The sequence below is a fragment of the Tenacibaculum adriaticum genome, from assembly GCF_008124875.1.
Lineage (GTDB): Bacteria > Bacteroidota > Bacteroidia > Flavobacteriales > Flavobacteriaceae > Polaribacter > Polaribacter adriaticus.
In genome coordinates this window covers 345507-365048 of the sequence record NZ_VNIA01000001.1, presented here as the reverse complement: position 1 = coordinate 365048, position 19542 = coordinate 345507, and the positions used below count along the sequence as shown (strand labels likewise).

At 33.3% G+C, this 19542-nt stretch carries 15 protein-coding genes; 1 reads left to right on the top strand and 14 read right to left on the bottom strand.

Features of this window, described 5'->3' with window-relative positions; all coding sequences use genetic code 11:
• Positions 1 to 40: 40 nt before the first annotated feature.
• A complete protein-coding gene (gene rsmI / locus C7447_RS01750) occupies positions 41 to 712 on the bottom strand; it encodes a 16S rRNA (cytidine(1402)-2'-O)-methyltransferase (RefSeq protein ID WP_148868459.1) in 672 nt (223 codons plus the stop codon).
• Positions 713 to 750: 38 nt separating this feature from the next.
• On the opposite strand from rsmI, the gene dxs reads away from it, so the two are divergent.
• Entirely contained in the window at positions 751 to 2523 is a 1773-nt protein-coding gene (gene dxs, locus C7447_RS01745; RefSeq protein WP_148868458.1) for a 1-deoxy-D-xylulose-5-phosphate synthase, read from the top strand.
• 49 nt (positions 2524 to 2572) lie between these two features.
• Here the strand turns inward: dxs and atpG are convergent, their stop codons facing one another.
• From atpG to C7447_RS14890, 13 genes are all read right to left on the bottom strand, one after another.
• Positions 2573 to 3433 carry an ATP synthase F1 subunit gamma gene (gene atpG / locus C7447_RS01740; protein ID WP_148868457.1) on the bottom strand — a complete coding sequence of 287 codons (861 nt, stop codon included), beginning with the start codon at positions 3431 to 3433 and terminating at the stop codon, positions 2573 to 2575.
• Between the two features lie 78 nt (positions 3434 to 3511).
• On the bottom strand, positions 3512 to 5092 hold the full coding sequence (atpA, locus tag C7447_RS01735) for a F0F1 ATP synthase subunit alpha (RefSeq protein WP_148868456.1): 1581 nt from the start codon (positions 5090 to 5092) through the stop codon (positions 3512 to 3514).
• 21 nt (positions 5093 to 5113) lie between these two features.
• Positions 5114 to 5671: an ATP synthase F1 subunit delta gene (gene atpH / locus C7447_RS01730; protein ID WP_148868455.1), complete on the bottom strand. Its 558-nt coding sequence runs from the start codon at positions 5669 to 5671 to the stop codon at positions 5114 to 5116.
• A 7-nt stretch (positions 5672 to 5678) separates the two neighbouring features.
• Entirely contained in the window at positions 5679 to 6179 is a 501-nt protein-coding gene (locus tag C7447_RS01725; RefSeq protein ID WP_148868454.1) for a F0F1 ATP synthase subunit B, read from the bottom strand.
• Positions 6180 to 6281: 102 nt separating this feature from the next.
• The gene (atpE, locus tag C7447_RS01720; RefSeq protein ID WP_004569351.1) at positions 6282 to 6470 is read right to left on the bottom strand and encodes an ATP synthase F0 subunit C; all 189 of its coding nucleotides are present in this window, start codon (positions 6468 to 6470) and stop codon (positions 6282 to 6284) included.
• Positions 6471 to 6508: 38 nt separating this feature from the next.
• On the bottom strand, positions 6509 to 7678 hold the full coding sequence (atpB, locus tag C7447_RS01715) for a F0F1 ATP synthase subunit A (RefSeq protein ID WP_148868453.1): 1170 nt from the start codon (positions 7676 to 7678) through the stop codon (positions 6509 to 6511).
• A gap of 135 nt (positions 7679 to 7813) precedes the next feature.
• Positions 7814 to 8194, bottom strand: coding sequence for a DUF6168 family protein (locus C7447_RS01710; RefSeq protein WP_148868452.1), 381 nt, complete (start codon positions 8192 to 8194; stop codon positions 7814 to 7816).
• A complete protein-coding gene (locus C7447_RS01705) occupies positions 8187 to 8417 on the bottom strand; it encodes an AtpZ/AtpI family protein (RefSeq protein ID WP_148868451.1) in 231 nt (76 codons plus the stop codon). Before C7447_RS01705 ends, C7447_RS01710 begins: the two co-directional genes overlap by 8 nt.
• A complete protein-coding gene (locus C7447_RS01700) occupies positions 8386 to 8802 on the bottom strand; it encodes a bactofilin family protein (protein WP_148868450.1) in 417 nt (138 codons plus the stop codon). The genes C7447_RS01705 and C7447_RS01700 overlap by 32 nt, the downstream gene beginning before the upstream one ends.
• 7 nt (positions 8803 to 8809) lie before the next feature.
• Positions 8810 to 11032, bottom strand: coding sequence for a type IX secretion system periplasmic lipoprotein PorW/SprE (gene porW, locus C7447_RS01695; protein ID WP_148868449.1), 2223 nt, complete (start codon positions 11030 to 11032; stop codon positions 8810 to 8812).
• An 88-nt stretch (positions 11033 to 11120) separates the two neighbouring features.
• On the bottom strand, positions 11121 to 11816 hold the full coding sequence (locus tag C7447_RS01690) for an ABC transporter ATP-binding protein (protein ID WP_148868448.1): 696 nt from the start codon (positions 11814 to 11816) through the stop codon (positions 11121 to 11123).
• A 20-nt stretch (positions 11817 to 11836) separates the two neighbouring features.
• Entirely contained in the window at positions 11837 to 13306 is a 1470-nt protein-coding gene (locus C7447_RS01685) for a DUF5687 family protein (RefSeq protein WP_148868447.1), read from the bottom strand.
• A gap of 323 nt (positions 13307 to 13629) precedes the next feature.
• A complete protein-coding gene (locus tag C7447_RS14890; RefSeq protein WP_211354886.1) occupies positions 13630 to 19356 on the bottom strand; it encodes a glycosyl hydrolase family 18 protein in 5727 nt (1908 codons plus the stop codon).
• Positions 19357 to 19542: the final 186 nt, after the last annotated feature.

Genomic DNA, 19542 nt, shown 5'->3' with positions numbered 1-19542 from the left:
AAACTAAAGACTAATAATTGTTCTTTAAAAACTTTACGAATTACTTTTTTCCCTCAACAATAATCACAATTTCACCTTTAGCTGGTTTCTCCGTATAATATGATAGTAATTCTTGTAAAGTACCTCGTTTTGTTTCTTCAAATAATTTTGATAATTCTCTTGAGATAGAAGCATTTCTATCTTTGCCAAAGTATTCAGAAAAATGAGTTAGTGTTTTAATTAATTTATGTGGACTTTCATAAAAAATCATCGTTCTTGTTTCTTCAGCTAAAAACTGTAAACGCGTTTGACGTCCTTTTTTTACTGGTAAAAAACCTTCAAAAACAAACTTATCGTTAGGTAAACCAGAATTTACCAAAGCAGGAACAAAAGCAGTAGCCCCAGGTAAACATTCTATTTCTATTCCGTTTTGAATACAAGCTCTTGTAAGTAAAAATCCAGGGTCTGAAATTGCAGGTGTACCCGCATCAGAAATGAGTGCAAATGTTTCACCACTTTGAATTCTTTTCACAATCATATCCACTGTTTTATGCTCATTATGCATATGATGAGACTGCATAGGTGTATTAATATCAAAATGCTTTAATAATTTGCCACTCGTACGTGTATCTTCCGCTAAAATATAATCTACTTCTTTCAATACCTTAATAGCACGAAAGGTCATATCTTCTAAATTTCCGATAGGTGTCGGTACCAAATACAATTTACTCATACAGCAAAGCTACAACAAAGTTTTAGTACATTTGTGCTATGGCAAAAAAGGTGTTAGAAAATATTTTTTTTCCTTCGGATGTTAGGCAATTACAACCTTCTGAGCTACCACAATTAGCGAAAGAACTTCGTGATTTTATTATAGATATAGTAGCAACAAAAGAAGGACATTTAGGAGCAAGTTTGGGAGTCGTAGAACTTACCATTGCGCTTCATTATATATTTGATACTCCTAATGATTTATTGGTTTGGGACGTTGGACATCAAGCTTACGGACATAAAATTCTAACGGGTAGAAGAGAAAATTTTCATACCAATAGACAACGTAACGGAATTTCTGGTTTTCCAAAAAGGAATGAAAGTGTATACGATAGTTTTGGGGTGGGACATTCTTCCACTTCAATTTCTGCTGCTTTGGGTATGGCCATTGCTTCTCAATTAAAAGGAGAAAAGAAACATCATATTGCAGTTATAGGTGATGCGTCAATAGCTAGTGGTATGGCTTTCGAAGCATTGAATCATGCTGGAGATACCAATGCTAATTTGTTGGTTATTTTAAACGATAATGCGATTGGAATTGATCCTTCAGTGGGAGCATTAAAAGATTACCTAACTAGAATTAAATCTGTTAGCAGTGATATAGAACAACAAAATATTTTTGAAGCCTTAAATTTTGATTATTCAGGGCCTATTGATGGACATAATCTTGTGGAACTTTTATCAGAATTAAATCGATTAAAAGAAATTGAAGGTCCTAAGTTTTTACACGTAATTACTACTAAAGGAAAAGGATTACGTCAAGCTGAAGAAAACCAAGTTCAATACCATGCACCAGGAAAGTTTGATAAAGTTTCTGGTAATGTACTCCCAAAAGAAAATAATAAGTTTACTAAATTTCAAGATGTATTTGGGAGAACTATTGTAGAACTCGCTAAAAACAATGATAAAATTGTTGGTATTACACCAGCAATGCTTACAGGAAGTTCGTTAAAGTTTATGTTAGAGGAGTTTCCTAGCAGAACATTTGATGTTGGTATCGCAGAACAACATGCCGTAACTTTAGCTGCAGGTATGGCTACACAAGGATTAATTCCATTTTGTAATATCTATTCTACTTTTATGCAACGTGCATATGATCAAGTTATTCACGATGTTGCCATTCAAAATTTGCCTGTTGTTTTTTGTCTAGATAGAGCAGGATTGGTTGGTGAAGATGGAGCAACGCATCATGGTATTTTTGATTTAGCGTACTTACGGTGCATCCCTAATATGGTTGTTTTTGCTCCACGCAATGAAATTGAGTTAAGAAATATATTATATACATCACAATTAGGTTTAGACCATCCAATTGTGATTCGTTACCCAAGAGGTAGAGGAAAGATTGAAAACTGGCAAATTCCTTTTAAAAGAATTGAAATTGGAAAAGGAAGTGTTTTAAAAGAAGGAAATAAAGTAGCTGTTTTATCTTTAGGAACAATAGCAGATAATGTTTCAGAAGCTATTAAAAATATCGATAATACAGTTGATGTTGCACATTATGATATGCGTTTTATAAAACCGTTAGATGAAAATTTATTACACACTATTTTCCAAAAATTTGGTAAAATAATTACGATTGAAGATGGAACTATTAAAGGAGGTTTTGGAAGTGCCGTTTTAGAATTTGCTTCAGAAAACAATTATCAAATGAAAATTAAAGTTTTAGGAATTCCAGATGAATTTATACATCATGGTACCGTTGATGAATTACAACAAATATGTGGTATAGATATTAATTCCATTTATAAGACAATAGAAGAATTAATAAAATAAAAAAAGCGAATCAATTTTGATTCGCTTTTTTTATTTAGGTTTGATTTGTTTAGTTGTTTAAAGCTTCAGCTCCACCAACAATTTCTAAAATCTCGTTAGTAATTGCTGCCTGACGTGCTTTGTTATACGTTAATAATAACTCATCACGTAATTCTGTTGCATTATCTGTAGCTTTATGCATCGCAGTCATACGAGCTCCGTGTTCAGAAGCAAAACTATCTCTTATAGATTTGTATAACTGTGTCTTTAATGACTTTGGAATCAATTCTAGTACAATCTCCTCTTTAGAAGGCTCAAAAATGTAATCTAAAACTACAGTCTTGTCTGTTTCTACCGGTTGAATTGGTAAAAATTGTTCAACTTGAGGAATTTGAGTTGCAGCGTTTTTAAACTGGTTATAAATGATTTCGATTTTATCGTAAGAACCATCTACATACAAACTCATTAACTTTTCAGCAACTTCAGCTACAGTATCATAAGTTAAATTATCAAAAACATCATTTCTGTTTTCAATAATAGAATATTCTTTAGATAAAATGTCGTTTCCTTTTTTACCAATAGTAAAAAGATCAACCTGAGTTCCTTGATATTTTTCGTTGATAGTATTTATGGTCTTCTTAATAATAGAAGAGTTAAAACCGCCGCACAAACCTCTGTTAGAGGTAATTGAAACTAATAATACTTTATTTACTTCTCTATGTGTAGAATAAGATCCTCCAGCATCGCTATCTAAAGTAGCGCTTAAGCTTTGAAGTAATTCTGTAAGCTTAGATGAATATGGACGCATTGCAGTAATTGCATCTTGAGCTTTTTTCAACTTTGCAGCCGATACCATTTTCATGGCAGAGGTAATCTGCATTGTCGATTTAATAGAAGTAATTCTGTTACGTATTTCTTTTAAGTTTGCCATACTTGTTTGTTAAGTATTTACAATTGTGTATTGAGAATTAAGAGTTTTTCTCTCAATTCTCAATACTAAAAATCTTTATTAAGCTGAAAATTTAGCTGAAATCTCTTTTGCAGCAGCTGTTAAAGTGTCTATTACTTCATCAGTTAATTTTCCTGCTTTTAAAGTATCTAAGGTATCTCTATGCTTAGCATTTAAATACTCGATATAATCTTTCTCGAATTCTTTTACTTTATTTACAGGAACTTCTTTTAATAAGTTCTTAGAACCTGCATAAATAATAGCAATTTGATCTTCTACTGTAAACGGATCGTTTTGAGCTTGCTTTAAGATCTCTACGTTACGTTGTCCTTTAGAAATTACATTCATGGTAGCGGCATCTAAATCAGAACCAAACTTAGCGAATGCTTCTAATTCACGGTACTGAGCTTGATCTAACTTTAAAGTACCAGATACTTTCTTCATCGATTTAATTTGAGCGTTACCACCTACACGAGATACAGAAATACCAACGTTAATTGCAGGACGTACACCTGAGTTGAATAAATCTGATTCTAAGAAGATCTGACCATCAGTAATCGAAATTACGTTTGTTGGAATATATGCAGAAACGTCTCCCGCTTGTGTTTCAATAATTGGTAATGCCGTTAAAGAACCCCCACCTTTTACTATTCCTTTTAAAGAATCTGGTAAATCGTTCATTTCACTTGCAATTTTATCATCATTAATCACTTTTGCAGAACGCTCTAATAATCTTGAGTGTAAGTAGAATACATCTCCAGGATACGCCTCACGTCCCGGTGGTCTTCTTAATAATAAAGAAACCTCACGGTAAGCAACAGCTTGTTTAGATAAATCATCATAGATAATTAATGCTGGTCTACCTGTATCACGGAAATATTCTCCAATTGCAGCTCCTGCGAATGGTGCATAAACTTGCATTGCAGCAGGGTCAGATGCGTTAGCAGCAACAATAGTTGTATACGCTAAAGCTCCTTTTTCTTCTAACATGTTTGCAATGGCAGCAACCGTAGATGCTTTTTGTCCGATTGCAACATATATACAATATACTGGGTTACCAGCATCGTAAAATTCTTTTTGATTTAAGATAGTATCAATAGCAACTGTTGATTTACCAGTTTGACGGTCACCAATAATTAACTCACGTTGACCTCTACCTACAGGAATCATTGCATCAATAGACTTAATACCAGTTTGTAATGGTTCAGTTACAGGCTCACGATAAATTACACCAGGAGCTCTACGCTCTAAAGGCATTTCGTAAGTAGTTCCTTCAATTGGTCCTTTACCATCTATTGGTTGTCCTAAGGTGTTTAAAACACGTCCAACAACTCCTTCTCCAGCTCTTAAAGAAGCAATACGTTCAGTACGTTTTACAGTAGATCCTTCTCTTACAGAGGTAGAAGCTCCTAATAATACAACCCCAACATTGTCTTCTTCTAAGTTTAATACGATTCCTTCTAAACCGCCATCAAACTCTACTAATTCACCATATTGTACGTTAGATAAACCGTATACACGTGCGATACCATCACCTACTTGTAATACAGATCCTACTTCGTTTAACGTAGCTTTTGACTCGAAATTTGTTAATTGTTCCTTTAAAATTGCTGATACTTCAGCTGGTTTAATTGCCGCCATCTTATTTCGTTTGATGTATAATTAAATTTGTGGAATGTAATGACTATTGTCAAATTCTCTTCTTAATTCATTGAATTGGTTTGAGATACTTGCATCGTACTGCACATCTCCAACACGTAAAATAAACCCTCCAATAATATTAGGATTTACAATATTTTTTATTGTAGCACTGTTACCAGTAATTTCTACAATTTTATTTTGTATTTTATGTTCTAATGCATCTGTTATAGCAACAGCTGTTGTAACTGTAGCTGTTTGAATGTTTTTATCAGAATTGTAAATAACAGCGTATTGCTTTGCTACAGAATCTAACATTAACATTCGTTTATTTTCGTGCAATAAGTTAAATAAACCTTTGGTTATGGTATTTACTTTTTCACCAAATAATGCAACCAATACTTTTTTCTTGTCTTCTGCTTTTGTAACAGGACTTTTAAGCATTGTTTGTAAATCGTCACTACTTATAAGAGTTTCAACGATTAACTTCATGTCGTCGTTAACCTGCGTTTCTACTCCATTTTCTTTAGCAAGGCTTAAAATAGCCTTTGCATAACGTAATGCTGGTCTTGCGTCTTTCATGGTAAGATTAGTTTAAGGTAACGTCTTCTAACATTCCTTCAACTAGCTTTAATTGGTCGCTATTTGAAGCTAAATCTTTCTTTACTACTTTTTCTGCAATACTAATAGATAACTCTGACACTTTCTTTTTTAATTCAGAAATGGCAGCTTGTTGTTCTTGTTTAATTGTAGCTTTTGCATTTTCAATCATTTTACCTGCTTCAGAAGAAGCTTCTTCTTTAGCATCGGCTACGATCTTATCTTTAATTTCACGAGCTTCTTTCATCATTGCATCTCTTTCTGCTCTTGCTTCTTTTAACAATCTTTCGTTATCTGCTTGTAGGTTTTGCATTTCCTTACGCGCATTTTCAGCTTGATCTAACGCATTTTGAATTCCTTCTTCTCTTTCCGTTAGAGAATTCATAATTGGTTTCCAAGCAAATTTTATCATTAAAAACAATAATATAACTAATATTAATGCTTGCATGAAAAACAAACCAGGTGAAAAATCATTTAATAACTGCTCCATTATATATAATCTTTATTCTTTAATTTTTGTTTTGTTTAATTTTTAAAACACATCTGCAACCAACCGTTGCAGATAGTGTTTTAGTTTTAATTTCTTTCGGAATTATTTCCCTAAGATTAAAGCACCGAATGCTAAACCTTCTAATAATGCTCCGATGATGATCATCGCTGTTTGGATTTTACCAGCAGCCTCAGGTTGACGAGCAATACCTTCCATTGCTTTTCCTCCAATTTGACCTAATCCGATTCCTCCACCGATTACGATTAATCCTGCTCCAATTAAATTGTACATACTAATTGATTTATATTAAATTAAACAAATTCTTATTCTTAAATAATTGCATTATCTTCTGCTCCATGTCCCTCTGCGTCATGTGCATGGTCATGATCGTGTTCTTCTACCGCCATACCAATAAATAATGATGATAACATGGTGAAGATGAACGCTTGTAAGAACGCTACTAAAATTTCGATTACTGAAATAAACAACGCTAACACTAAAGATAATCCTGTTGAACCTACAGCTCCAAATTGATTTTTTAAAGTAATCATTAAGGCGATTAAGCTCATTACTACGAAGTGACCCGCAGTCATGTTAGCAAACAAACGAATTAGTAAAGAGAAAGGTTTTGTAAACATTCCCAAAACTTCGATTGGCGCTAATATAATTTTCATTACTACTGGTACACCTGGCATCCAGAAAATGTGTTTCCAATAATCTTTGTTTCCACTAAATTGCACAATAATAAAAGTGAATAATGCTAAACAAACAGTTACTGCGATTTGACCTGTTACGTTAAATCCTAATGGAGTTAAACCTAGTAAGTTTAAGATCCAGATAAAGAAGAAAACCGTTAATAAGAATCCCATAAATTTACGGTAGTGCTTTTCACCAATATTTGGTCTTGCAATTTCATCTCTTACATATAATACTAAAGGCTCTAAAACACGACCAACTCCTGTTGGAATCGCTCCTTTTTTATAACCTCTAGCTAAAGAACCAAAACCTAATAGCATTAAGAAGCCTGCGAACAACATTCCGAAAACACTTTTTGTGATAGAAAAATCTAATACTTTGTGCGCGTTTGTTGCATGGTGGTCCTCGTCAAAAGAAACTTCTGTAGCATCTTCATCTAACTCATAGATTTTACTATGAATCTTTGCCAATTTCACCCCTCCTTTTTCAACAACTATGTGTCCGTCGTCATTATGATGAAAAGAGGAAGACATGAAAGTTTTCAGTCCTTTACTTGTCCAAACTATAACTGGTAATGGAAAGCCAATATGTTCTCTTTCTCCTTCATCGTTTGTATATGAATACAAAGAAAAATCATGCGAATCCGCTAAGTGATGTTTAATATATTCTTTAATAGATGTTGGGGTGTTGATTTCACCACCTTTATCTGAAGATTTTTCACCTTCGCCAGCAAAAACTGTAAATGGGGTGAATACTAATGTAAATATCGTTAAAAACTTGATAGATATTCTTGCTATCATCATACCTTTTCTGAATATAGGATTATGGTCTCTAAATTTCCGTGCAAAGGTAAACATTTAATTAAAACTACAAACCCTTTTTTTGTTTAGTTTTTTAAGATATTTTAATAAGTAAAATTTTAAATAAAATAAGAGAAACTATTTGCTATTCAGTAACTTCGAAACAGCTACCGCTTCAGTTATTAAAAATATAAAAAGAGGAATTACTAACGAAAACCGTTCTGGTTTCGAAAGACTTTCATTTGCAAGTACAGCTGCTTTAAAAATCAGCACAAAAAAACCTATTTTTATAAAGATAGAAGCAAGATAAGCATATCCTGCTTGGTTTGGTATTTTATGAGCAACAAATTCTACAATACTATATATAATGATTGCAGCAATACTATGAAATAGATATACTGAAAGTAGCGAAAAGGATAAATGAATTTCTTTAGATTGAATCACATGTTGATGTGAAAAATAGCTAATCGCAAATAATATAATAATTGCGATTAGAAAATTAAGAATTCGTTTAATCATTGTCTTTAGACATTTTAATAACTTGTCTTATAACAGAAAACATTGCGCCAAAAACTGCTATAAGAGTACAAATTTTAGTGTAGAGTTGGGTTTCGTTTAAGAATTTGGCATCTAACCATTTACCCAGTACACTACCAAGGTAAATGGTTAGACCCATTTGTATTGCAATTCCTGAAAATTTTACGAATTTATTAAGCGGTTTTTTGCTTGAGTTTTTGATCATTATTTTCTTTACTCAATTCTTTAACAGCTCCTTTCATATTACAAGTGGCATTGAATGCAGCACCTGGCTCTGTTGAAATTTGACCAACAATAACGCTCCCTGTAATATTTGCTGAAGTTTTAGCTGTTAATGTATCACTAACGATAAATTCTCCAGAGAATTTTCCTTCAATATCTGCGTTAGCACATTCTACATTTCCTTGGATAAAGCCTTCTTGCCCAATGATTACACGCCCATCAGTTTTTAAGCTTCCTTCTAAAATTCCGTCGATTCTAAAATCTCCTTCCGAAATTACATCACCAATAATTTTGGTTCCTTTACCGATTACATTTCTGCTAGTTGTCTTTCTTTCAACTGCATCTTCTTTTTTGTTTTTACCGAACATATGGGGATTATTTTAAGAGTTTAATTATTTCTTCTGCTTTTTTTCCTTCTTCTTTATTTGCATAGCTAAAGGCAACAAATTCTAATGCCTTTTTATACTCCTCTTTACTTTTGTATTTACCTATAGCTAAAGCTTTTAGGAGCGCTAATTTAGGGATTAAATCTGATTTTGCAACTGTTTCTGAAAAAGTATTTATCTGATTTACAACTTCTTCATATTTATAGTTCTTATATAGGTAATATAATTCTTTATATTTCTTCGCTATTTCATCCTCTTTTTCTTCGATTGCTTCCAGCTTCTTGTCTGGAGATATAATTATTTCTGCAAATCTTGTATTTGGGTAATTTTGTAAAATAAACTCTTTTGCCCGTGTTGCTTTAGCAATTTCGCCAACCTCTGTATACAATTGATATAAGTGGTAGTTTAAAGGTAGTTTTAATTCTTCTTTTTGATTAAGATTAGTTAATCGCTCAAAGTTTTTAATTGCTAAACCTGTATTTTTAAACTGTTCTTTATAAATTAATCCTAATTGATATAAAGCATCATTTCGATCTTCCTTAAGTTGATTTAATATTTTTGGATCAGTAGGAATAGCCTCTATATAGGTTGCTAACTCATATCTGCTTTTATTAATGTCTTCCTCTTCTGCAATTTCATTATTTGAATTAATAGCTGTTTTATCTGATAAACGCCAGTTGTCTTCTAAAGGACGAGTTCCCCATATTCTTTGGAATTCCGCTTCACCAAAACCTTTAGATTGTGTGTTGTAGAAATACCATTTCCCTTTGTTATTACCAAAAGATGTCCCGCCACCAAATTGATTTCCGAAGTTTTGAGAATTCAATAATTGCTGTCTGCGTTCTTCATCTTCTTTCTTAATTTTTTCGATATAACTTTCGAAATAAGCTGTACGTTCATTAGTAGACATTGCTACCAGTTGTAAAATACTGTCGTTGTTTTTAACAACATCTTCGTATTTCTTTAATGTAGTTAAGCCTTTGTTTTTTCTTCTAATTCTACGGATACGTTTTTCACTATCAAATTCTTTTGAAGTAATTTGTAGTACACTATCATAATAAGAACCCGCTAATAAGTAGTCTTGTTTGTTAAAGTGTAAATTACCCAAACGTTCGTAAGTATATGTTTTTTGGTAATTGCTACCGTCTTTAGCAGTTAATGATTTTTTATAGTATTCTACCGCTTTTTTAGTGTTACCTCTATCTTCATATAAAGTTCCTAATTGATAGTATAATTCATCGTAATATTTACGATTGTCTGTGTTTTTAATTAATTTTTTAAACCGATTAATGAGTAAAACATCAGAAGAATCTTTAGCTGAATTTTTAACTAATTCAATATTCGCATGAATTCTATATTTAACTGGAGCTTGTTTTTTATTTGCTAATTTTTGAAAGACCATTCTTGCAGAATCTTTGCGATTTAATTCGCTATAAACCTGACCCAAAATAAACATATTTCTTGCCGATTGTTCTCTATTGATAAATGTTTGAGTTGCGTTATTTAAGTGCTCAATAACTTTCTGAATAGTATCTGTTTCAGTGTACGCCATTGCCATAGCGGTATATGCTTGTTCTTGTACTTCTTTTGAAATTTCTTCTTTTTCATCTACTACTTTTAATAGCAACTTCATAGATTGGATAGCTGTTTCCTCATTTCCTAATCTAACATTCGCTTTGGCTCTCCAAACACGAGTTTCATAATTTAAATTAGCATTTGGGTAATTTGCGATGATGTAATTAAAAGCCTCAACAGCAGGAATGAAACGTTGTGTGTAATAACGGGATTTACCTAACAATAAATATGCATCATCTATTTGCCGATTTTTTTCATATCCTTTAATATTCATAGAATGCTTTTGAATTGCTTTTACAGCTTTTTCTTCCGCTCTATCAAAAGGTGTTGCGCTTTTATTTTCTTCTTGTTTATTATTAAAATCTTCTCCAGGAGAATTAAATTTAGGAGCTTCAATTTTTCTTTCATCAAACGTAATAGGTTCTATCTGTAAACGTTTCCAAAAATTATCTGTATGTTGTTCACGAATATCTTTTAACCCTTGTTGAAAAGCCTGTTCACCATTAAATAACACATTGTATTTAGCGGTTAATGCATGAAAATTTTTGCTAACAAGAGTATCTTTTTGGGTACTACACGAATATAAAACCGTTACCAAAACGGTTAAAAGAATAAGTATTTTATGTAGTCTCTTCATATAAAATTACGCTCTAATTACAACAAGCTTTTTAATGAGTTATTGTACGTAAGAGCGTAAAAATAGGAATAAAATGCTAAAATTTAACTTATGCAGAAAAATAGCTTTCTAATTCTTTTAGAGTTTCTGGTGAAGTTTGGATGTCATTAACTACATTTCCTTTGTCAAGAACAACAATTCTTTTACAAACTTCGTTTACATGACTTAAATCGTGACTCGATACCAACACGGTAACCTCATTGTTTTCAGTTAATTTTTTTATAATACTTTTTAAACGAAATTGCGTTGTTGGATCCAAATTGGCAAAAGGTTCATCTAAAATTACAACCTGCGGATTTCCCATCATTGCAGCGATGATTCCTGCCTTTTTCTGATTTCCTTTGCTTAAATCACGTAAATACTTTTTCTTCCCAAGAATTTCTCCATTAAAAAAATCATCAAACTGACTTAAAAATGCTTGCACGTCTGCTTTATTCATTCCTCTTAAATCACCGATAAAATCAAAATATTCTTCGGGTGTTAAATAACCTATTAAAAAACTTTCATCAATAAAGGAACCTGTAAATATTTTCCAGTCCTCACTTTTATTAACCACAACATTATGGTTTTCAATACTACCAGTTGTTGGTCGAATTAAATCTAACAATAAATTAAACAGTGTTGTTTTTCCTGCTCCGTTATTTCCTACCAATCCGAAAGATTGTCCTTTAGGAATATCTAATTGCGGAATATTTAAAACTTCTGTTGATCCGTATTTTTTTGAAATATTTTTAGCTTGTATCATTTTGTTTCTTTTTGGTTAGATTATTTTTTTTGATTGAAAGCATGTATAGCAGCATACTTATCCTTTATGTATTTCTTTTCTATTAAATTCATAAAGTAGTTTTTGAATATAAAAGCGATTATACCCACAGCAGCAATTGCAATAATTCCAGCATTAAAACTTACATATTTGTTGAAAATCCAGAATAAAAACATTGGAATTCCCATCATAGGAATAATTATTAAAAATTGTGTTGCACTAGTTCCTTGTGTGTTTCCAAATCCGCTTGCGTTTAAATCAATTCTTTTTCTATTAAAAGAACCCGCAAACAATAAAAACAAGGTGTTAAATCCGATATTAAAGACTGCCCCTGCCGTGATCATTAAAAATTTATCTACTCCATAGTATAAATAAGGAATACTTAAAATATATAAAACAAAAGTTACGATAGCCATTAACAACCATTTACTTTCCAAAAATTTGCGATAACGAATGTTTTGACTCATAATCATTCGATAGTGAGCACTGTCCCAAGCAGGAATAAATTGTCCATAATTAATTGCAAAACCACCGGTAACAAATAACGCAGCGAAGATTAAAAAAGCTGGCATTTTTTCTTCATATACTTTGTTTGAGAAGAAAATAATTCCATAAAAAAGGAATAGAAACGACATAAAAAAGATGGTCTTCGTGCGCTTATTTCTCCATATTTGACGCATGTCGTTTTTAATAAACGGAGCCAAACTACCAAATCTGTTTACAAAAGATAAATCTGATGATGTTGCTTCTTTTGTTTTGGTTGCTATAGCATCGTCTAAATATACCTGATTAGCTAATTGTTTATAGTTTAAATAATAGAGTCCAACTAATAAAGCAATAGGAATTAAAAAATAAATGGGATTTACATACAAACCATCAAACAAAAAAGAACTTATTTTAGTAATGTCATAAATACCAAAGTATTGCAAAGCGACTGTTCCTCCCAATAAAACGGTTAATACAACAAGAGCAATATTATTTTTATTAATTAAAAAGTTTAAATAATTAGCAGATAATATAATGAAAAACATTGCTGCTAACCAACCTAAAATATTACTTATCCCATAACCTTCTTTAATTAAAACAATTGCAAAAGGGATGTAGAAAAACATTCCTAATACATTAAAAAATGAAAAGGCTGATTTGGTTAAAATATAATTAACCAATTTGCTCTTTTTTATAGGAAGAGCAAGCATAGGTTTAATATTCATTACGGGTAACTTTTGCATGATATAGCGAAAAATTAAATCACCAATAATAAAGAAGAGCATTAATGAGTTGATAATTTTTAAGGGGTCTTGCTCAGGGTATTGCTTTTTGAGAAAGTAAAATCCACCCACACCAATACTTAAGAACGCAATGGCAAAATAGAGAACAAACAAACCCATTAAAATATTAATGAGAATTCCCTTTTGCCAAAACATAGAACGAAAAAACTGTTTCCATTCAAGATTTAAAAAACGTGAAATCATTTGGTTATTTTTTGGTTGATATTTATTAGTTGCTCATTTTTAGAATTTGTTACACTAAAATAAAAAAAGCATCAATTGTTTGTTTTTCAATTGATACTTTTAATTGAAGAATATTTTGAGGCTTAATTTACATAAGATCCCGCCCATAATAGCTAAGGTCACAAACCAATGATTTACTTCTTTCATTCAGGTATTTTTAAAGAATATAGGTCTATTCTAAATAAACCCTATCATCATGGTTATTAATACCGTTAAAGTTATAAAAAAATCTCCCGAAACTTTTTACGATTACGGGAGGAAAATTTTTAAGAAGTATAAAAAAATTATTGTTTTATTATTTTACCATTTACTTCTCCTTTTGGAGCAGAAAGAATGTAAAAATAAAGTCCAGATTCTAGTTTGCTAACATCAAAGGATTTTATGTTACTTCCTTCCTGAATTTTATTGTCCTTAAAATCTAAAACTTTAGAACCACTGTTATTAAATATTTGCAATCTAAATGTTGTATTAGCTTTAGATCCTTGAATATTCATATTCATCATGTCTCCAACAACTGGGTTAGGGTAAATGCTTACAACACTAATTGCTTTATTTGCAACAGTTGTTATAGTGCTATTGTCCAGTCCGTCTAAATACGCTCTATGTGGATTAGAGAAACCAAAGCCACCATTTTTATCCCAATTAATAGACCAAGTCATCAATCCTCTAAAATTAGGATAACCCGAAGGATTCCTTAAGACATACGAACCACCAAAAGACTGTCCTTTGATAATATAATCTAATGCTTTATGAACTTCTGATGAGGCTGTATATCCGCTTCCTGCGGCAGAAGGGGTGGCAGGTAAACCTATAACTACCTGATCTTGGCGTAGTGCTGGGAATTGTTGTCCTCCTGCAGTGAATCCTTGTAACAGCATATCTGCCATAGCTACCTGAAAGTTAGCATTACCAGAACCATAACACAAACCGTCCAATCCTAACATACATCCAGTATTATAATGTTGTACATGGATATAATCCATATCATTTCGCAATGCATAAATTAACGGTAAATAAGCACCACTTATGCCGCCATAAGCACTAAATCCACCTTGTACGTATGCCGTTTCTGGAGCCATTGATAAAATAAAATCAGATCCAAATTGACTTATAATAGTACGACAAGCAGAAATTAGATTTACTATTTTTGGTGTAGTAGGGTTTCTAAAATCAGTATCACCTCCTGCAAGAGAAATTGAACCTCCTTCAAAATCAATATCCATTCCATCGAATCCATATTCATTAATAATATTGATCATAGAACTACTAAAAGCTTGAGCGTCTGCAGCCGTATTTATTCCGACAACTCCAGTTTCTCCTCCCATCGAAATCAAGACCTTTTTACCTCTACTTTGTAACGCGGCAACATCATTCTTAAATTCTTGTACATTAGAATAAATGGCAGGATCTAATGATAAAGTCATAGTTGAACCACCTAATACTGTTGGGATAGCAAAGGAGATATTAATTACATCCCATTTATCTGAGACTTCACTTAATTTCATTCCACCAGCAGGGTTAATAAAATTATGCCAATATCCTACTAGAATTCTCTTTGGTAGTTCTCCATTGTTACCCTCATCACCAGAAGTAGTAACATTAATGTTTATGGGATTAGAAGTAGTAGACTGATTACTATTATCTGTTGCTACTGCTGTTAATGAATAGCTACCTACATCTGCGTTAGCAACAGTATATATATATGGACTAGTTGTGTCTTCTCCTAGTTTAGCACCATTACTATAAAACTCTACTTTTGTTACACTACCATCTGCGTCAGAGGCAGAAACATTTATTATAATGCTATTTCCTTCTGTATATGATTGTCCATTAGAAGGAGAAGTAATAGATACTGATGGAGCATTACTATCTCCACCACCAGAGCATTCACCTACTAATGTCCAAGCGTCGCTCCAATAAGTACCAGTACCAGGCCCATATGCCCAATCCGCACCATTACACCATCCACTGTTTGGATAATCTTTGCACTGATATATTTTTCCTTCATTCTGTACTTGGCTACCTGGTTCATATCCACCATTTTCTATATACTGTGGTTGATCGCAGCTATCTCCGCTATCAGCATTTACATTAATATTTACTGATGTAGTTGCAGAAGCACCTTCGTTATCAATTGCTTTAACAGTAATTGTATACGAACCTTGAAAAACATTGTTCCAACTATAACTATATGGTGCACTTGTATCTTGTCCTAATAACGTACCGCCATTATAAAATTCTACTGTCGCTACAGTACCATCACTATCAGAAGCATTGGCATTAATTGTTACCGTATCTCCTTCTGTAAAACTACTTCCGTTTACTGGAGAAGTTAAAGATACTGTAGGGACAACATTATCATTTCCTCCGCAAGGACCTCCAGTAACTTCATTTATTGCACTTAGTAAAGAAAACTGTGTGTTTGTACTATCATTAGATAATTCCCAAATCATAATTCCACCACCACGTTGTATGGCAAGTTCTGTTTTGCTTTTTATGGTGTTAATTCCATTATAGTTGGTACCCTGAAAAACATCACTATAAGGATCTGCTCCTTGCGCTACTAAAGTGGCATAACTTTTTACTTCTGGTCTACTATAAAATGGTACCCCTAGTACTGCTTTAGATTTTGGTAATCCACGCCCTAACCAGTAGTCTAAACCTCCACTAGCTTGTGCAAATGTAGAATGATCAGGACCATCATAGGCCATAATATTAAGGAAATCAATATCATCAAACACACCACTTAATATACCATCGGCATTCCATCCAGATACTACCACAGCAGCAGTGAGTAATTTACCTCTACTATGCATTGCTGCGCCAAGTTCTTGCATTAACAACTCGTAATTCTGTGGCTCATTTCCTTCTCTAGGATACTCCCAGTCCATGTCTACTCCATCCAGATTATACTGGTTTACAAAGTTAACAAGGTTATTTACAAAAGCTGTTCTGGTAGATGCATTTGCAGCCAATGTAGTAAATGCAGAATCATTACCGTTTAACCATCCTCCTACAGCGATCAGTACTTTTACTCCATTCTGATGGGCTAGCGATACAATTTGTTGCATTTTTGCAGCTCCTTCTAATGCTTGCAAGCTACCGTCACTATTAGGAATTAAGAAAGAATAATTAATATGGGTTAGTTTATCATACTGTATTGCAGTTGCGCTACCTTGCCAACTAGGCATATATCCAACGACTTTAAAATCATTGTTATTACAATCATCATCATCATCTCCATCAGAAGTAATACTAATACTTACCACATTTGAGGTAGATGATAAATTACTATTGTCTGTAGCTACTGCTGTTAATGAATAGTTTCCTGCTTGCGTATTACTCCATGTATAACTATAAGGACTTGTTGTATCTTCTCCTAACTTACTTCCGTTACTAAAGAATTCTACTTTTGATACACTACCATCACTGTCAGATGCATTAGCTGTAATTGTTACTATACTTCCTACTGTATATGATTGGCCATTTCCTGGAGTACTAATAGCTACCTGAGGAGAGGTTCCATTGTTACCGCCACCATCGCAAGCACCTAGGTCTTCCCACTCAGAACTTCCTACTGGATTCTGATTCGTCCACCATTTTGCTTTGTATTCGTGACCCTCATGTGATACTACTTCAGAACCATTATAAGCTTGTCCTGATACCCACGCAGGTGCCGTACACGTACCATTTCCTCCATCATCATTACCATCGTCTCCATCTTCACAAGCACCTAGGTCTTCCCACTCAGAGCTCCCTATAGGATTCTGATTGGTCCACCATTTTGCTTGGTATTCATGGCCATGATGCGATACTACTTCAGCTCCATTATAGGCTTGTCCTGATACCCACGCAGGTGCCGTACACGTGCCGTTTCCACTACCATTACTTACTGTAATTGAAACTGAAGAACTACTCTGTGCGTTTTCATTATCAAATGCTTTTACATTAATAGTGTAACTTCCTGTAGGTACATTACTCCAAGTATAAGAATAAGGACTACTTGTAGATTGTCCTAATAAAGTAGCACCATTATAAAACTCTACTTTACTTACAGAACCATCAGCATCGCTAGCATTAGCACTAATTATAATATTATCTCCAGCAATAAAACTAGTTCCTGATTGTGGAGATGTTATAGAAACCGTAGGTAGTTGATTACCACCACTACCACTCACTGTTACTGCAACAGAAGAAGTAGCTGTACTACTTGCATTGTCATACGCTTTTACAGAAATCGTATAACTTCCTGCTGATACATTAGCCCAGCTATAGGTGTATGGTGCGCTCGTATCTTCTCCTAATAATGTAGCTCCATTATAGAATTCTACTTTTGTAATACTACCATCACTATCTGATGCATTTGCTGCAATATTGATAGCGTTACCAGCGGTTAATGTTGCCCCTGATTGAGGAGATGTTATAGAAACCGTAGGAGTAATATTACCTCCGCCGCTACCGCCATTAGCAAAAACATCGTTTATCTTATTTATTAATGGTGATTTTACATTAGACCATTTTTTTAATTTAGTTCCATAAGATTCATACGAACCACTCATTTCTAGATCACCATAAACTGTCCATACAATGGTTCCTGCGAGGTTATTATCATTTATAAATTGCGCTTTTACACCTATAGACTCTTCATCATCGTAGCTTAAAAAATAATTTCCTTTTGTCATATAAGGAACTTTTGCTTGATCATCCCAATGTCTAGTCCAACCACTTCCTGAACCTGTTTTTTGTTTAATAAAAAAGTAGTTTGGAGTTCCATCATAAACGTCTTGTGGCCAATTGGTATAATCTGCAGCAGTGCTCACTGGCCCATCGGGCTGAATAGTAACATTTCTTTTTACAGTTGGTACATTTAGTCCCGCATTACCACTTGTTATGACACCTCTTCCATAAAATGGAGCACCAAAATTTATTTTATTAGAAGGTACACCTAAAGAGTTTAGTTTACTTAGTGTAGATTGCCAGTTAAAATCAGGAGCTTCTGCTCCATCATAAGGGTATACTGGTGCGTTATGACCTGCAATATCTGAAAAACCTCCATTAAAATCGTAGGTCATCATATTAAAATAATCCATTGTATTGGCCAATTTTGACCAATTAAAACCATCTAGTTTTTTTGGATCTGCAGCCATAGCAGCTGTTATCAATTTAGTAGGGCCTATAGCATTTCTTATTTCTTGTACTAAATTTTCAAAATTTGCATAATCAGCATCAGTTCCTGTAAAATTCATTCCAGAGAAGGCTCCTGGATATTCCCAGTCCAGATCAATCCCATCAAATCCCATGCTAATCAGCTTCTTACAGTCTGCTATAAATCTAGCTTTCTTTGCTGGATCCGCTGCCATTTCTGGAAAATGTTTGCACATACTCCAGCCACCAATAGAAGCCATTACTTTTACATTGTTTTGATGAGCTAACTCTAGCAATCCTTTTCCACCACTACCTTCTTTTGGCAACGGTAAAGGTAAAGTTCCTGAAAGTCCCCATGCGGGATGACTCCATGTATTACCACCAACAGTTACCACATAACCAAGTGCTTCTGCTCTCTGTTTCACAGCTTCGCTGATATACTGAATAGGTTCTATTTCACCAAAAAGAATATGATAATCCCAGCTACTATATACATCACTAAAAAGGATATCTCCAGGTTGCTGTTCAACTCCTTGCTGATAAATTTGTTTATTTCTAAGATCTCCACTATGTAATGATCCATCATTTGCTACCCCAAAAAAGGAGTAATTAAGAATCGTGTACTTTGAATAATCTATATTCAATTGAGTTAATGCTCCTTGAGCTGGCACTCCTGCCGTTGGTTGTTTCCAGGCATCCCAATTTGTGATATAACCAATGATCTGTTTGTTGTGATTTGAAGTCGTACTGGAGCCTCCAGTATTAACTTGAGCAGTTATAGCACTTGTTAAAATTGTGAATAAGATAAAAAGTAATTTTGTTAATTCAGATTTGAGAATTAACCATTCTTTGTCGGGGGACTTCATTTTTTTCATGATATTAGATTGATTTTGGGGTTGTTATAATAATCTAAAGTAATAAGAAGTGTAATTATTAGAAAACTAATTAGCTGAACGACATTAAATTGTAGCTATACGGAATCATCTATCTGAAAACGTATAAACTAAGCACTAAAAGAGAGTTTTGCTAAAAAAGGTGTTTTAAGTATTCAA

What these genes read in the sequence shown, in the direction of transcription:
- rsmI (WP_148868459.1), bottom strand. Translation starts at nt 712, where the DNA reads ATGAGTAAATTGTATTTGGTACCGACACCTATCGGAAATTTAGAAGAT.
- dxs (WP_148868458.1), top strand. Translation starts at nt 751, where the DNA reads ATGGCAAAAAAGGTGTTAGAAAATATTTTTTTTCCTTCGGATGTTAGG.
- atpG (WP_148868457.1), bottom strand. Translation starts at nt 3,433, where the DNA reads ATGGCAAACTTAAAAGAAATACGTAACAGAATTACTTCTATTAAATCG.
- atpA (WP_148868456.1), bottom strand. Translation starts at nt 5,092, where the DNA reads ATGGCGGCAATTAAACCAGCTGAAGTATCAGCAATTTTAAAGGAACAA.
- atpH (WP_148868455.1), bottom strand. Translation starts at nt 5,671, where the DNA reads ATGAAAGACGCAAGACCAGCATTACGTTATGCAAAGGCTATTTTAAGC.
- C7447_RS01725 (WP_148868454.1), bottom strand. Translation starts at nt 6,179, where the DNA reads ATGGAGCAGTTATTAAATGATTTTTCACCTGGTTTGTTTTTCATGCAA.
- atpE (WP_004569351.1), bottom strand. Translation starts at nt 6,470, where the DNA reads ATGTACAATTTAATTGGAGCAGGATTAATCGTAATCGGTGGAGGAATC.
- atpB (WP_148868453.1), bottom strand. Translation starts at nt 7,678, where the DNA reads ATGATGATAGCAAGAATATCTATCAAGTTTTTAACGATATTTACATTA.
- C7447_RS01710 (WP_148868452.1), bottom strand. Translation starts at nt 8,194, where the DNA reads ATGATTAAACGAATTCTTAATTTTCTAATCGCAATTATTATATTATTT.
- C7447_RS01705 (WP_148868451.1), bottom strand. Translation starts at nt 8,417, where the DNA reads ATGATCAAAAACTCAAGCAAAAAACCGCTTAATAAATTCGTAAAATTT.
- C7447_RS01700 (WP_148868450.1), bottom strand. Translation starts at nt 8,802, where the DNA reads ATGTTCGGTAAAAACAAAAAAGAAGATGCAGTTGAAAGAAAGACAACT.
- porW (WP_148868449.1), bottom strand. Translation starts at nt 11,032, where the DNA reads ATGAAGAGACTACATAAAATACTTATTCTTTTAACCGTTTTGGTAACG.
- C7447_RS01690 (WP_148868448.1), bottom strand. Translation starts at nt 11,816, where the DNA reads ATGATACAAGCTAAAAATATTTCAAAAAAATACGGATCAACAGAAGTT.
- C7447_RS01685 (WP_148868447.1), bottom strand. Translation starts at nt 13,306, where the DNA reads ATGATTTCACGTTTTTTAAATCTTGAATGGAAACAGTTTTTTCGTTCT.
- C7447_RS14890 (WP_211354886.1), bottom strand. Translation starts at nt 19,356, where the DNA reads ATGAAGTCCCCCGACAAAGAATGGTTAATTCTCAAATCTGAATTAACA.